General features: G+C 45.8%; 16 protein-coding genes. All 16 read left to right on the plus strand.

Features of this window, described 5'->3' with window-relative positions; genetic code table 11:
- Positions 1-15 precede the first annotated feature (15 nt).
- The 16 genes from FKV70_RS11910 to FKV70_RS11985 all read left to right on the plus strand — a co-directional run bounded on the left by FKV70_RS11910 (position 16) and on the right by FKV70_RS11985 (position 14,849).
- The gene (locus FKV70_RS11910; RefSeq protein ID WP_013370687.1) at positions 16-381 is read left to right on the plus strand and encodes a response regulator; all 366 of its coding nucleotides are present in this window, start codon (positions 16-18) and stop codon (positions 379-381) included.
- Between the two features lie 12 nt (positions 382-393).
- Positions 394-930 (plus strand): flagellar biosynthetic protein FliO, encoded by a 537-nt coding sequence (locus FKV70_RS11915; RefSeq protein WP_013370688.1) that lies wholly within the window; start codon positions 394-396, stop codon positions 928-930.
- Positions 927-1,682 (plus strand): flagellar type III secretion system pore protein FliP, encoded by a 756-nt coding sequence (gene fliP, locus FKV70_RS11920; protein ID WP_063208929.1) that lies wholly within the window; start codon positions 927-929, stop codon positions 1,680-1,682. Before FKV70_RS11915 ends, fliP begins: the two co-directional genes overlap by 4 nt.
- 37 nt (positions 1,683-1,719) lie before the next feature.
- Positions 1,720-1,989 carry a flagellar biosynthesis protein FliQ gene (fliQ, locus tag FKV70_RS11925; RefSeq protein ID WP_142612963.1) on the plus strand — a complete coding sequence of 90 codons (270 nt, stop codon included), beginning with the start codon at positions 1,720-1,722 and terminating at the stop codon, positions 1,987-1,989.
- Positions 1,990-1,999: 10 nt separating this feature from the next.
- Positions 2,000-2,785, plus strand: coding sequence for a flagellar biosynthetic protein FliR (gene fliR, locus FKV70_RS11930; RefSeq protein WP_063208927.1), 786 nt, complete (start codon positions 2,000-2,002; stop codon positions 2,783-2,785).
- Positions 2,785-3,897, plus strand: coding sequence for a flagellar biosynthesis protein FlhB (gene flhB / locus FKV70_RS11935; RefSeq protein ID WP_064798101.1), 1,113 nt, complete (start codon positions 2,785-2,787; stop codon positions 3,895-3,897). The genes fliR and flhB overlap by 1 nt, the downstream gene beginning before the upstream one ends.
- A 23-nt stretch (positions 3,898-3,920) precedes the next feature.
- Positions 3,921-5,954 (plus strand): flagellar biosynthesis protein FlhA, encoded by a 2,034-nt coding sequence (gene flhA / locus FKV70_RS11940; protein ID WP_063208923.1) that lies wholly within the window; start codon positions 3,921-3,923, stop codon positions 5,952-5,954.
- Positions 5,951-7,396: a flagellar biosynthesis GTPase FlhF gene (gene flhF, locus FKV70_RS11945; RefSeq protein ID WP_142612964.1), complete on the plus strand. Its 1,446-nt coding sequence runs from the start codon at positions 5,951-5,953 to the stop codon at positions 7,394-7,396. Before flhA ends, flhF begins: the two co-directional genes overlap by 4 nt.
- A complete protein-coding gene (locus tag FKV70_RS11950; RefSeq protein WP_064798099.1) occupies positions 7,393-8,280 on the plus strand; it encodes a MinD/ParA family protein in 888 nt (295 codons plus the stop codon). The genes flhF and FKV70_RS11950 overlap by 4 nt, the downstream gene beginning before the upstream one ends.
- 31 nt (positions 8,281-8,311) lie before the next feature.
- Positions 8,312-9,856 carry a chemotaxis protein CheB gene (locus FKV70_RS11955; protein ID WP_142612965.1) on the plus strand — a complete coding sequence of 515 codons (1,545 nt, stop codon included), beginning with the start codon at positions 8,312-8,314 and terminating at the stop codon, positions 9,854-9,856.
- Between the two features lie 33 nt (positions 9,857-9,889).
- Positions 9,890-11,986, plus strand: coding sequence for a chemotaxis protein CheA (locus tag FKV70_RS11960; protein WP_063208915.1), 2,097 nt, complete (start codon positions 9,890-9,892; stop codon positions 11,984-11,986).
- 62 nt (positions 11,987-12,048) lie between these two features.
- On the plus strand, positions 12,049-12,510 hold the full coding sequence (locus FKV70_RS11965) for a chemotaxis protein CheW (protein ID WP_142612966.1): 462 nt from the start codon (positions 12,049-12,051) through the stop codon (positions 12,508-12,510).
- A gap of 3 nt (positions 12,511-12,513) precedes the next feature.
- A complete protein-coding gene (locus FKV70_RS11970; RefSeq protein WP_040101562.1) occupies positions 12,514-13,140 on the plus strand; it encodes a chemotaxis protein CheC in 627 nt (208 codons plus the stop codon).
- Positions 13,133-13,630 carry a chemotaxis protein CheD gene (locus tag FKV70_RS11975; RefSeq protein WP_040101561.1) on the plus strand — a complete coding sequence of 166 codons (498 nt, stop codon included), beginning with the start codon at positions 13,133-13,135 and terminating at the stop codon, positions 13,628-13,630. The genes FKV70_RS11970 and FKV70_RS11975 overlap by 8 nt, the downstream gene beginning before the upstream one ends.
- A gap of 2 nt (positions 13,631-13,632) precedes the next feature.
- The gene (locus tag FKV70_RS11980) at positions 13,633-14,046 is read left to right on the plus strand and encodes a hypothetical protein (protein ID WP_142612967.1); all 414 of its coding nucleotides are present in this window, start codon (positions 13,633-13,635) and stop codon (positions 14,044-14,046) included.
- A gap of 14 nt (positions 14,047-14,060) precedes the next feature.
- Positions 14,061-14,849: a FliA/WhiG family RNA polymerase sigma factor gene (locus FKV70_RS11985; protein ID WP_016820968.1), complete on the plus strand. Its 789-nt coding sequence runs from the start codon at positions 14,061-14,063 to the stop codon at positions 14,847-14,849.
- The last annotated feature ends 43 nt before the right edge of the window (positions 14,850-14,892 follow it).

Here is a 14,892-nt window from a genome sequence, read left to right on the forward strand (position 1 = left end):
GAGGATTTATTTCAGATGGCAAACCGTATTTTGATCGTGGACGATGCTGCATTTATGAGAATGATGATTCGGGACATCCTGTCCAAAAATGGATTTGAAGTAGTAGGAGAGGCCCAGGATGGATCACAGGCCATTGAAAAATTCAAGGAGCTTCGTCCGGACCTGATTACGATGGATATCACGATGCCTGAAATGGACGGCATTGCCGCTCTGAAGGAAATCAAACAAATTGACCCGAATGCCAAGGTTATCATGTGTTCCGCGATGGGTCAGCAAGCTATGGTTATTGATGCCATTCAAGCTGGAGCAAAAGATTTTATCGTTAAGCCATTCCAATCGGATCGGGTTATCGAAGCCATCAACAAAACACTGGGTGTGTAAGGCGCATTCAGTATGGATACACAACAGGGTGCCTCTGACGCTTTGAGTACATCCAGCAATATAGGAAACATTGCCTGGGTCCTTTTCGTGCTAATCTTTATCATCGTACTGATCGTGTACTTGATACGGTTTTTGAGTAAAAGAAATCAGAGCTGGTTCAGCAACCGCTCCGTTCGCATACTGGGAGGCGTGGGGCTTGGCCCCAATAAATCCCTTCAGCTTGTTGAAGTTGGTAGCAGTGTGTACCTCATTGGTGTGGGAGAAGATATCCGGCTTGTTGACAAAGTGTCCGATCCTGAAGAAGTGGAGCAAATTTTGGCCGCACTGGAGCAGGAAGCTTCCCTGCAGCGCGGCCCGATTGCCCCGCTATTCGCTAAAATTGCGGATAAGCTTCGCCGGAACAACGCGGCACAGCAGCAGCAACCTGAAGAGGAGACGTCTTTTCATGAGATGTTTGAATCCAAGCTTCGGCAGATGCCGAACCGCAAGGACAAACTTGAAAAGCTGCGCAATGAGGAGAATACTACAGATCGGTCGGGAGATTCATGAGAAAAAAGATTATACTAGCATGTTTGCTGCTTGTCTTGTTCAGCTTCATTTCGGTGACGGCGGCCTCTGCGGAACCGATTCCGAACATTGATATTCAAGTCGGCAATTCGGACAAAGGACAGCCCGGTGCCACCTCGCTGTCTATTATTTTACTTATTACTGTCATTAGTGTAGCGCCTGCATTGCTGGTACTGATGACAAGTTTTACGCGTATCGTGATTGTACTTGGCTTTGTGAGAACTTCACTGGGAACTCAGCAGATGCCGCCCAATCAGGTGCTTGTTGGACTGGCCTTGTTTCTCACCTTATTTATTATGGCACCGACCTTCTCAGCTATGAACGAAACTGCGCTTCAGCCGTATCTCAAGGGGGATATAACACAATCTCAGGCACTGGATAAGGCATCGGTACCAATGAAAACTTTTATGTTCTCTCATACACGTGAGAAGGATCTACTGCTTTTTATGAAATACACCAAGATGGAAAAACCAAAGAATTATCAAGATATTCCTTTAACGGTGATGGTTCCGGCTTATGCAATCAGCGAGTTGAAAACGGCATTTCAGATGGGCTTTATGGTTTTCATACCCTTTTTAGTTATAGACATAGTAGTGTCCAGTACACTTATGGCTATGGGGATGATGATGCTACCGCCGGTAATGATTTCGCTTCCTTTCAAAATACTGCTTTTCGTACTTGTAGATGGTTGGTATTTGGTCGTCAAATCATTACTACTAAGTTTTAATACATGAATACTTTCTGCAAGGACAGCAATCAAGGAGGACGGCAATGACTTCGGAGTTTATTATATCCCTGGCTGGGCAAGCGGTGTACATTGTACTCAAGGTGAGTGCTCCGATGCTGATTTTGGGGCTAGTCGTGGGTTTGATCATCAGTATTTTTCAAGCGACAACTCAGATTCAGGAGCAGACACTGGCCTTTGTTCCGAAGATTGTCGCCGTATTGCTGGCATTGCTATTGTTTGGGCCTTGGATATTGGCCACATTAGTAGACTTTACGTATAACATTCTGGACAATTTGTACAAATATATAGGTTAGGCTGAAAGTTATGAACATATTGTTGCAGAGTTTTCCTGTTTTTTTGCTGATTTTTTGTCGGATTACCTCGTTTTTTGTAGTAGCGCCTATTTTTTCAACCCGAGGGGTACCTAATATCTTTAAGGTCGGGATTTCAGGTTTTCTAGCTTTGGTCGTGTACCTTACTTATGGTACGCATCAACAGGTGCCGACGGATGTAGCGTATGTGCTGTTAGTAGGCCGTGAGGTGCTGATTGGGTTGTTGCTGGGGTTTACTGCATATCTGTTCATGACAGCGATTCAAACCGCAGGTTCATTTATAGACCTACAGGTGGGGTTCGGAATGGCCAGTGTATTTGATCCAATGACAGGGGCCTCAACGCCTCTAACGGGTAATTTCAAATTCGCTATAGCTGTTTTGTTCTTTTTGAGCATCAACGGGCACCATCATCTGCTAAATGCTATCTTATACAGTTATGATTGGATACCGCTGACAAATGATTTTTTTATAAAGCTGTATGGTGGCAGTGTAACTGAATTCCTGGTACGTTCCTTTGCGGAATCTTTTATGCTGGCCTTTCAAATTGCTGCTCCCATTGTAGTAGCTACCTTTTTAACGGATGTGGGACTTGGATTTTTAGCTAAAACAGCACCGCAATTTAATATTTTTGTCATTGGTGTGCCGCTTAAAATTATTGTGGGATTATTCATGTTAATGCTTCTCATGCCAGGTTTTGCTTTTATATTCGAAAGATTGTTTTCTGTGATGTTCGAATCCATGCGCAACTTGTTGGATATTATGGGTAATCGTCCTTAATGTCTGGTCTGGAGGAACGTAGTTTGTCATTTAAATATGCTATGAACCTGCAGTTGTTCTCAGGGGAAAAAACGGAAAAAGCTACACCCAAAAAGAAACAGGATGCAAGACAAAAAGGGCAGGTTGCCAAGAGCATGGAGTTGCCCGCTGCTGGTGTCCTGCTGGTTACGTTTTTTTGCCTCATGATTTTCGGCGGGTATTTTAAGGATCATGCGGTCCGCTTGTTTCGGGATATTTTTATGAATCGCCTTTCTATGGAAGTAACACCGAATACAACGCTACTGATGATGGGTGAGTATGGTGTACAAATCTTGATTATGCTGGCTCCCATTTTTGTGGGTGCTATTGTCATCGGGATCGCAGCGAATTACATGCAAATCGGTTTTTTATTAACCGGTGAGGGCATTACACCCAAGTTTAGCAAGATTGACCCGATTAAAGGCTTTAAAAACATTTTTTCCATGAGGTCATTGGTTGAATTCCTAAAATCTGTTTTAAAAATGACCGTAATTGGCTATCTGGTGTACAGCGTACTTTGGAAAACAAAGGCTGACCTCCCCAAACTAGCTGAGATGTCCGGCGACCAGATGTTGAGTTTTACAGCTTCATTAACAATGGAACTAGGACTCAAAATTGGTGTGGTGCTGTTCATTTTAGCGATATTGGATTATATGTATCAACGTTTTGAGCACGAGAAAAATCTGAAAATGTCCAAACAGGACATTAAGGATGAATACAAAAAAATGGAGGGTGACCCGCTGATCAAAGGGAAAATCCGCGAGCGCCAGCGCCGTATGGCTATGCAGCGTATGATGCAGGAGGTTCCTAATGCAGATGTCATCATCACCAACCCTACGCACTTTGCTGTGGCTTTGAAATATGATGGTTCGGAGATGGAAGCGCCGCAGATTATTGCGAAAGGACAAGACTATGTCGCGCTCCGAATTAAGGAAATTGCCAAGCAAAACGGCGTTATTACGATGGAAAACAAGCCGCTAGCGCGGGCGCTGTTTCAAAGAGCCGAAATCGGGGATGCGATACCAGCTGATCTTTTTCAGGCTGTTGCCGAAGTGCTGGCGTATGTATATAAATTAAAAGGTAAAGTGAAATAAAGGGATCGGAGGCCAAGAGACCCGTGAAAATAAAAGAAATAACCGTCCTTGCAGGCGTCATCGGTATCGTTCTTATGATGATTCTCCCGATCCCTTCATGGCTGCTGGATGTTCTACTCGTCATTAATATTTCTATTGCTTTAATGATTTTGCTCGTATCAATGAATACGAAGGAAGCTTTACAATTCTCTATCTTTCCTTCATTGCTGCTCATTACAACGTTATTTCGTTTGGCGCTCAACATATCTACGACCAAACTTATTTTAGGTGAGGGCCATGCCGGCGAAGTAGTTGCCACGTTTGGTAGCTGGATTGCAGGCGGTCAAATTGCCGTCGGCTTTGTTGTCTTTCTCATTCTAGTGGTCGTACAGTTCATTGTGATCACCAAGGGATCTGAGCGGGTAGCTGAGGTGGGCGCCCGGTTTACATTGGATGCGATGCCAGGTAAACAAATGAGTATTGATGCTGATTTGAATGCAGGTCTGATTAATGAGCAGCAAGCCCGTGAACGACGCAGTAAAATCGAACGAGAAGCGGATTTTTACGGAGCTATGGATGGTGCGAGTAAATTCGTTAAAGGTGATGCGATCGCCAGTATTATCATTTTGATCATTAACCTGGTGGGCGGCTTTATTATTGGTATGGCCGTTCAGGGAAAAGGATTTCAAGAAGCACTGTCTACGTATTCTGTTCTCACAATCGGTGATGGATTGGTCAGCCAGATTCCTGCGTTGCTCATATCCACGGCATCAGGTTTGATTGTTACGCGGGCTACATCGGATGGCAACTTGGCAGAGGATTTAACCGGACAGCTCTTTTCTTATCCAAAATTGATATACATTGTAGCTGCCACCATTGCATTATTGGGCCTTTTCACGCCTATTCATATCATTACAACTCTTCCACTGGCGATTCTATTGTTTTTCGCAGCCCGAAGAATGCAGGGCAATATGGAACGCAAGCAAATAGCTGAAGAACAGTTAGAGGAGGAGCAACAAATCGAAGAGGTGCGTAGTCCGGAAAGTGTTATTAATTTGCTTCAAGTAGATCCGATTGAATTTGAGTTTGGGTACGGGTTGATTCCGTTAGCGGATACACAGCAAGGCGGTGATCTACTGGATCGGATCATTATGATTCGCCGTCAATGCGCCTTAGAGCTCGGGTTGGTTGTGCCAGTCATTCGTATTCGGGACAACATTCAGCTCAAGCCTAACGAATATGTAATTAAAATTAAAGGCAATACGGTAGGCGGCGGAGAGCTGTTGTTGAATCATTATCTGGCTATGAGCCCGGGATACGACGACGATTCTATTACAGGGATTGAAACGACAGAACCTGCCTTCGGCTTGCCTGCGCTCTGGATAGACGAGAACACCAAGGATGTTGCCGAACTGTCAGGTTATACGGTAGTTGACCCACCTTCAGTTGTAGCTACTCATCTAACAGAGACGATCAAGAAACATGCTCATGAGTTGCTTGGCAGACAGGAGACACGGTCGCTGGTTGATAATCTCAAGGAGAATTATCCAGTGCTGGTGGACGACCTTATTCCGTCTGTGCTGGCGATTGGGGATGTACAAAAAGTGCTGGCCAAGCTATTGAAAGAAAAAATTTCTATTCGCGATATGGTGACTATATTCGAGACACTGGCTGACTATGGTACTTATACAAAAGATCCAGACGTGCTGACAGAATATGTTCGTCAAGCGTTATCACGTCAGATTACGCAGCAATTTGCACAGCAAGGAGAAACGTTGCGCGTTATTACCGTGGGACCAGGATTGGAGAAGAAAATTGCTGAGAGCGTGCAGCAGTCGGAGCAAGGCAGCTATTTGGCTCTTGATCCGGTGTCAACGCAAACGGTGTATCAAAAAATGATGGAACAAATCAACCGTCTTATTCAATCTGGACAACAGCCTATTGTGTTAACGTCACCGACAATACGTATGTATTTGCGGCAAGTGATGGAGCGGACGATGCAGGATGTCCCGGTGCTGTCGTACAGTGAACTGGAGCCGAACGTTGAAATTCAAAGTGTCGGGGTGGTGAACTTATGAGAGTGAAACGATATGTAGTGGATACCATGCCAGAGGCCATGCTGCAAATCAGGGGTGACTTAGGAACAGATGCCGTCATTTTAAGTACAAAGGAAGTAAAGGTCGGCGGTTTTATGGGGATGTTCAGTAAAAAGAAAATTGAAGTGGTTGCTGCAGTTGAGGAGCAGCAACCACCAAAGCCTCGGCGGGCTGAACGATCGTCACAGCAGCTTGCCCAGGCTGCTTTTCCTCTCATGGACACCCCTGAGCAACCGGAAAAGTCATCAGTCCCTGTAGTCCCAAGACAGGCAGCTCCAGAAGCTTATCGACGGGTTACACAACAGATAAATGGTAACTCCAAAGAAGGACAAGTTGAATTAAAGGTTAATACAGAACAAGCTGCATCAGCGACTGAGCCTTTGCCATCTAAGCCTGCTAATAACCTGGAGACTACATCTCAGGCACTTGATCACGAAGTAGTGCCTTCGAACATGAAATCATCCAGTGAACTTTATAAACGGCCAATCGAAGCAAGTGTTTCAGACAAGAGCGGAGCAGAGGAAAATCAGGCATTGCTTAATGAATTGCGAGAAATGAAGGCGATGATGACTCGATTTTCCAGAAACGCTTCAATGGAAAGTACTTGGCCGGAGGCGCTGCAAGAGATTTGTGAGCATGTGCTGGAACAGGAAGTAGAACGTGATTTATTGGAATATTGGATCGAACAGGTATATGTGCGTCGAAGTGAGCACCCTTTTGCGCCTGAAACTTTTGATTGGGAACAAGCCTTTCGCAAGGAAGTCACCGGTTTTATACAGACAAAACTGGATAAAGGGATCTCCCAAGATACCAAAATTGTATATGTTGCAGGCCCGACCGGGGTAGGAAAAACGACAACCATTGCTAAATTGGCAGCGGAACAATTGTTCAAGCATCATCGCAAAGTTGGATTTATCACTTCAGACACGTACCGGATTTCAGCCGTCGAGCAACTGCGTACATATGCTACGATTTTGAATGTACCGCTTGAAGTTGTGCAATCTCCCGGCGACGTCCAAAGAGCTATCCAACGTTTGGAGCATTGTGACTTGATCCTCATGGATACTGCGGGAAGAAATTATCGTAATGAGTTGCTTGTATCAGAACTGCAAAGCCTGCTTTCACCTATTAATGAAAGTGAGACGTATCTGGTACTCAGCCTGACATCCAAAAGCAGGGATATGCTCAATATAACTGGACATTTTAGTAAGTTTGGTCTTAGTAAGGTTGTATTTACCAAGATGGATGAGACAGGCAGTTGTGGTGGGATGTTTAATCTTTTGCACCAGTTTCCGATGCAGTTGGCCTATATTACCAATGGGCAAAATGTTCCTGACGACCTGCTTCATCCCGATGCAGAAATGGTGACGAGTATGCTGCTTGGAGGCAAAGGAACGCTGGGAGTTAATGGAGATTCCATATGAGTGATCAAGCCCAATCACTTCGACAAATGGCTTCATCCTTGGATAAGTATCGATTGCCTCCACGTAATCGTCACGCAAAAATTATAACGATTACCAGTGGCAAAGGCGGGGTAGGCAAATCTAATTTTACGCTGAACTTTGCTCTGGCCCTGCAATCTCTTGGCCGAAAGGTACTTGTGTTTGATGCAGATATCGGTATGGCCAATATCGATGTGTTGATGGGGGCCCATTCCCAATACAATCTTCTTCACCTATTAAAACGTGAAAAGTCAATTGATGAGATTATTCAAAAGGGTATAGGTGGTTTGCCTTATATTGCCGGAGGATCAGGCTTGAGCGAACTGTTTGCGTTATCGGATGAGAATCTGAATTATTTTGCCGAAGAAGTAGAAAAAATGGCAGCAGACATGGATTATATTCTTTTTGATACAGGTGCAGGTTTATCCAAGGAGAACCTTAAGTTCATCACTTCAGCTGACGAATGTATGGTAGTAACCACCCCAGAACCGACGTCCTTAACAGATGCATATGCACTAATTAAAGTCGTCAACGGGTTGCAAAAGGATACGGTATTCAAAATTATAGTCAATCGTGCCGATAACGATAATGAGGCCCGTCAAGTTGCCGATAAAATCGCACTTGTTGCGAAACGCTTTTTGGAGATCGAAATCCCGCTGCTTGGACATATCAGTGATGATACTCACGTCATGCAGGCAGTCAAAAGACAAGTACCTTTTATGGTTGCTTTTCCGGGATGTGCGGCTTCAAGAGATGTACTGAATCTGGCACACCGTTTTGCAGCAATGCCACAGGTTCCACAATCAGGTGCACTGAGTGGAATTAAAGGATTTATGCAAAAATGGTTGCGGCGTTCTATGCATTGATTTTTGATGAGAGGAAACAGGGGTGTTAAACATGTGTGCTTACCGGGTGCTGGTTGTAGATGATTCAGCCTTTATGCGCAAAATTATTACAGACTTAATTGTAAGGGATGAGTCGTTCAACATCGTAGGTACAGCCGCCAATGGCAGAGAGGCTGTAGAGAAAGTGAAAGAGTTGCAGCCTGATTTGGTCACCATGGATGTCGAAATGCCTGAAATGAATGGTCTTGAAGCGCTGCCACTGATTATGGCAGCCCATCCGCTACCTGTCATTATGTTGTCAGGCATTAATGAACAAGGCATGAAGGAGACCATTATGGCTCTGGAGGCAGGGGCTTTCGATTTTATAAGAAAGCCTTCCATCGCTCATGCACAAGATATTGAGCAGGTGAGCAAGGCGCTGCTTGAACAGATGCATACTGCTATGCAAGCAGTACGAAGCCGCTTGGAGCGTAAAGAAGCTAATGAGCGCAAAGCTGCATTGGAACAAGCGAAAAAAACGACAATGGAAAAGCCGCCTGGACAGGCTATGACTGAGAAACGGGCTGGAAGTCAAGCTTCGGTAGACAAGCCTCCTGTTGTTCCGCTGGCTCCTCCACCAACTGCATCGGTTCAGCCAAAGCGAGATACTGGAAAGTCCGTCGCGCCAGTTGCTAAACAGGAAAGCAAAAAACAGCTGTCTGGCACATCTGCCACGGGTGGCCGCGTTGACCAGCCAGCAGTTCAGCCAAGGAAACCAGTGCAAGCACCGAGTGCGCAGAAGAAGGAAGACTTATCCAAGGAGACGGGAAGAACGCCAGGACAACTGAAGAGTTCTAATCCAACTGCTGGCAAAACGATGCAGAGTAAGGACAAAGCAGGACTGGTTAAGCCGGAGTCACGGAAGACGGTAACTTCATCAGCTTCTTCCACTCCTGCGGCTGCAACGCCTTCAGTAACGGCACCTACAGCGCCAGCGGCACCAAATGGATTTTCACTTAAAAAAGGTGTGCATTCGTCCAGCTTTCGAAAACTGGTGGCGGTCGGATGTTCTACAGGCGGACCGCGCGCGCTCAAGACGCTGTTGGAGCGCATTCCTGGAGATTTCCCAGCTCCCATCGTTATTGTTCAGCATATGCCGCCAAACTTCACTCGTTCGCTAGCACAACGTTTGAATACGTTGAGTCCACTACGAGTAGTGGAGGCTGAGCAGGGAATGACACTGGAGACGGGAACAGCCTACATTGCTCCAGGGGGATATCAGCTCAGAATTGTGTCTGGAGCTGGTGGTAAATACACGGTGTCACTGAAGATGGAGGAGGCACGCAATGGTCACCGACCTTCCGTAGATACGATGTTCGAATCACTGCTCTCGTTAACCTCGCTGGAAAGACATCTAGTATTGCTCACTGGAATGGGGAGCGATGGGGCTAAAATGATGAAAAAGCTTTATGATGCTGGGGTTCAATCCACATTTGCTGAAAATGAGGAGACTTGTGTAGTGTACGGAATGCCCCGCTCAGCAGTTGAATTAAAATGTGTGCGCCACCTTCTGCCTATGCAGGAGATCGCCCCTAAGCTTGTACAAGTTGTGAAATAATCGGAGTGTAACTCATGGAGGAGGTGTCTCACAATGGACATGAACCAATATTTAAACATGTTTATTGATGAGTCGAATGATCATCTGCAATCTCTTAACGAAAATATGCTTCAACTGGAAAGCAACCCAACCGATCTAGGCATCGTTCAGGTGATTTTCCGTTCTGCCCATACCCTCAAGGGGATGGCTGCTACAATGGGGTTTGAAGACCTGGCATCGCTAACTCACCAAATGGAAAACGTTCTTGATCTGGTACGTAACAACAAGCTGGCGATGCACGAATTTATATTCGATACCTTATTTAAGGGATTGGATGCTCTGGAGTCCATGGTGCAGCACATTACAGAGGGAGGCGATGGAAAAGCGGATGTCTCCTCTATTGTATCCTCACTGCAATCCATCGTAAGCGGAGATTTCCTAAAGTCCGGCTCAAACGCCGCCACCCAGGAGTCTCCTGCTCCAAAAGCGGGCACTAACGATAGTGCTGGACTTGTCTTGGACCAGTTCCAATATTCTGTACTGGAGCAGTCGATTTCAGAAGGACATCGTGTTCACTATATACAGGTAACCATCAGTTCAGAGAGCCAGCTGAAGGCTGCGCGTGCCTTTATGGTATTCAACACACTGGAAAACTCCGGTGAAATCGTCAAGGCCTATCCGTCCGTACAGGATATAGAGCAGGAAAAATTCGAACAAAGCTTCTCGTTATATTACATAACGCAGAAAGAAGTTGGGGAGCTGGAAAAGGAAATCGCGGGTATCTCTGAAATCGACACGGTCTCAGTGGTACAACTGGATCAGGAATCGCTTAAACAAATGAGCGAAGTTACTGCTGGGCTCGCTGAGACAGCGGCGGTACAGGAAGCACCTGTTGCCGTGCAGCCACCCGCTCCATCCCAGCCGCAGTCTCCAGCTGCGGCCTCTGTCGCCAAGCCAGCCGCTGGTAAAGCCCCAGCAGCCAAGGCAGCTGCCCCTACACACAATCGTACGATTCGTGTAGATATTGAACGTCTGGACGTACTTATGAATTTATTCAGCGAGTTGCTCATTGACCGTGTGCGGTTAGAACAGTTAGCCAGTGAGGCTTCTAATCCAGCACTGACAGAAACGGTTGAGCATATGAGTCGTGTGAGCAGTGATTTGCAAAACGTTGTTCTTAAATTGCGGATGGTACCTGTAGATACTGTTTTCAATCGTTTCCCGCGTATGGTTCGCGATCTGGCCAAGTCGCTGGATAAAAAACTGGAATTGGTTATTACTGGAGCAGAGACTGAAATGGATCGGACTGTGATCGACGAGATTGGCGATCCTTTGGTGCATTTGCTTCGTAACTCCGTGGATCATGGCATTGAGTCGGTAGCCGACCGGATTGCAGCTGGCAAACCAGAGACTGGAACGGTTCAACTGCGTGCTTTTCATAGCGGTAATAACGTATTTATCGAAATTGAGGATGATGGGAACGGAATTAACCGTGAGAAAGTACTGAACAGTGCTATTTCCAAAGGAATTTTGACAGCAGAACAAGCCGCTTCCATGACTGACGAAGAAGCCTATCAGGTATTGTTTGCTCCGGGCTTTAGTACAGCTGCGGTCATTTCAGACGTATCGGGACGCGGTGTCGGTCTGGATGTTGTTAAATCGAAAATTACCGCTTTGGGTGGTAATGTTACGGTTCACTCCACATTGGGACAGGGCACGAATTTCTCTGTACAATTGCCGCTGACCCTATCCATTATTGCAGCCATGATGATACAGATCGGTTCTGAAAAATATGCGATTCCTTTGTCTTCGATTGTGGAAACTGCGATCGTCAAACGTACGCAAATCCGTTCTGTGCATGGCAATAAAATGATTGCTTTCCGAGATTCTCATATCCCGCTTATCTCCTTGAGTCAGCTGTTTGAGGTACCGGACTTCAACGAAGATGAAGAAGAAGAGACAGAGGTCGTGGTCATCCGTAAGGGAGACCGTCTGGCAGCCCTTTCTGTACAGGACTTTTTGGGACAAAGTGAAATCGTCCTTAAAAATTTGGGCAAGTATCTTCCAAACATCCAAGGGATTTCGGGTGCCACGATTCTGGGTGACGGTCAGGTTGCCTTGATCATTGACCCAAATGTTTTCATTAAATAATGTTTTCATTAAAAATGAAAGAAATGTGAGATTGCTGACATCAATAAGGAGGGTTTTTAGACATGGGAGAAGAAATTAAAGTTATCGTATTTAAGCTAGGTGAAGAGGAATACGGTGTTGAAGTAGAAAAAGTCCAATCTATTGAACGTATGGTGCCGATTACACGAGTTCCAAGAACTTACGATTTTGTTAAAGGCGTATTCAACATGAGAGGCGTAGTTATTCCGGTTATTGATCTTCGTGGTCGTTTTGGATTACCTGAAGCTGAGTATACCGATCAAACCCGTATTATTATCGTTGCTGTGGGCGAGATGCAAGTCGGCTTTATCGTGGATTCAGCGAATGACGTGATTGACCTGAATACTGACAACATTGAGACACCACCGGAAGTAGTTGGCGGCGTTAGGGCTAAATACCTTCGCGGAGTTGCTAAAATTGGTGAAGAACGTCTGCTGATCATGCTCAACTTGTCCGAAGTTTTGAACCGTAGCGAGATGAACCAATTAGAAGGCTTAGAGGATTAATATATGGAAAATCTGGGGAATCTCGAAGACTTCAAGTTGGATGTATTGAAAGAAGTCGGCAACATTGGCTCGGGGAACGCTGCTACAGCGCTCTCCCGGCTTCTCAATAAACCGATCGACATGGGTGTGCCCAAAGTGCAAATGCTGCCTTTTGAGGAAATTGCGGACAAAGTCGGCGGAAATGAACAGCTTGTTGTTGCAATATTTTTTAGGGTCGAAGGGGAAGCACCTGGTAATCTATTCTTCATATTGCAACCTCAGGCGGCAAAAAGCTTACTATCCCGTTTGGCGAATATTCCTTCGGATGACGAAGATAGCTTTAACGAGATGGAGCATTCAGCCCTGTCGGAGATCGGTAATATTTTAGCAGGCTCTTATCTTTCTTCGTTGGCGGATTTCACACGTTTATCCATGTACCCGACAGTACCTGCGCTGGCACTGGATATGGCAGGAGCTATTCTCAGCTATGGACTGCTGCAGTTTGGGCAAATGGGGGATGCTGCTTTATTGATTGACACATCGTTTCTGGAAGGGCAGAATCAGATTGAGGGTCAATTTTTCCTGATTCCTGATCCAGAATCGTTCGGGAAAATCTTTAGGTCGTTAGGAGTCCCGATGAACGATGATTGAGGATAAAAGCATCATTAAAGTCGGCATGGCAGATTTAAATGTTACTAGCAACCCGAACTCGATTCGCACGACAGGACTTGGCTCCTGCGTCGGATTGACCCTCTATGATCCTCATTTGAAGCTGGCAGGCATGGCACATGTGATGTTACCGTCCTCGGATATTGCCCGTGAAGGGCAGCTGAATATTGCCAAATATGCGGATACCGCATTGCCAGAGTTGTTGGAGCGAATGTTGAAACTGGGTGCTGAGCGGCGCAGACTGATTGCCAAAATGGCAGGAGGAGCGCAGATGTTTGCCTTTGCCGGTAGTGGAGACACCATGCGGATTGGCCCGCGCAATGTAGAATCCTGTAAGGAAATGCTTGTAGATCTGGGCATTCCTTTGATTGCGGAAGATACAGGTGGCAATTATGGACGAACGATTGAGTTGGACTCTGAAACTGGCGTTTTGAATATTCGAAGCGTACAAAAAGGTGTAAAGGAATTATAAACATGTTATTTGGTAGCTTACGCATTAATCTTTGGTCTGGAGTAGTCGGATTTATTCTGACTTTTGTGTTGTCCGTTGGCAGCAATCTGCTGACCACGAGCTTAATTCGTGGCTTAATCGCCTTCGTTTTTTGGTTCCTACTTGCATTTGTGCTGCGCTGGACACTGGGTGTAGTGGCGCGGCCAGATCTGGGGAATGCCCAAGACCGGGCAAGCTCTCAGGTAGACGGCGTAGGGGGAAATCTGGACCTGACGACACCAGACGAAAATGAAAACCTGAATGAATTGCTAAAACCGAAACCAGAGCAGACGGACGAGGGGAATAATGGTTTCGCACCTTTAAAACCACCTAAGCTGGTTTCCAACAAGGACCCTGAAGAATTGGCCAAGGCCGTTCGTCACCTGACAGACAAATAAGGAGGGTGAAGCCGATGAACGAGCGAAAAGCCGCTCATTTGAACCATTCCGAGCTGTGGGAGCAATGGAAAGAACACGGTGACAAGGAAGCGAAAAAGCAGTTAATTGAGAAGTATCTCCATATTGTGGAATATGTGTCGGGTCGTCTTGCAGTAGGCCTACCTAAAAATGTATCCAAGGATGATCTGGCGAGCAACGGCGTTATGGGTTTGATTGATGCTTTAGAGAAATTTGATTATGAGCGTGGTTTGCAGTTTGAGACTTATGCTTCTTGGCGTGTTCGTGGAGCAATTTTGGATGGTCTTCGTCAAGGAGATTGGGTTCCTCGTTCAGTCAGGGAAAAAGCGAAAAAAATCGAAGACGCCTACCAGCATTTAGAACAGAGATATTTACGCACAGTAAGCGATGAAGAGATGAGTCATTATTTGGACGTCTCCGAAAAAGAATTTCAAAGTATGATCCAGGAGGTCGCCGTGATGTCGATTGTCTCACTGGAAGACCCGATCCGTGAAGAAGAGTCGGAAACAAGACTTTCCCTGTTGGTGGACGAAAAGGCGAAAAATCCGGATCATAAGGTTAATGAATTCACACTTCGTGACGCCTTGGCACAAGGCATCGATAAATTAACTGAAAAAGAGCGTATCGTTGTTTCTTTATTGTATTACGAGGATTTGTCACTCAGCGAAATTGCTGAGGTCATGTCACTTTCTCCTTCGCGAATTTCTCAGTTGCATTCCAAAGCAATATTACGTCTGAGAGCGACACTGGACAAACAACGGGATTTGCTAATGCGTAAAGATTAACGTACGGGAGGTTACAGTAACAGTTAGACGGAAGGAGCACCCA

It is taken from the genome of Paenibacillus ottowii (genome assembly GCF_006874425.1).
Lineage (GTDB): Bacteria > Bacillota > Bacilli > Paenibacillales > Paenibacillaceae > Paenibacillus > Paenibacillus ottowii.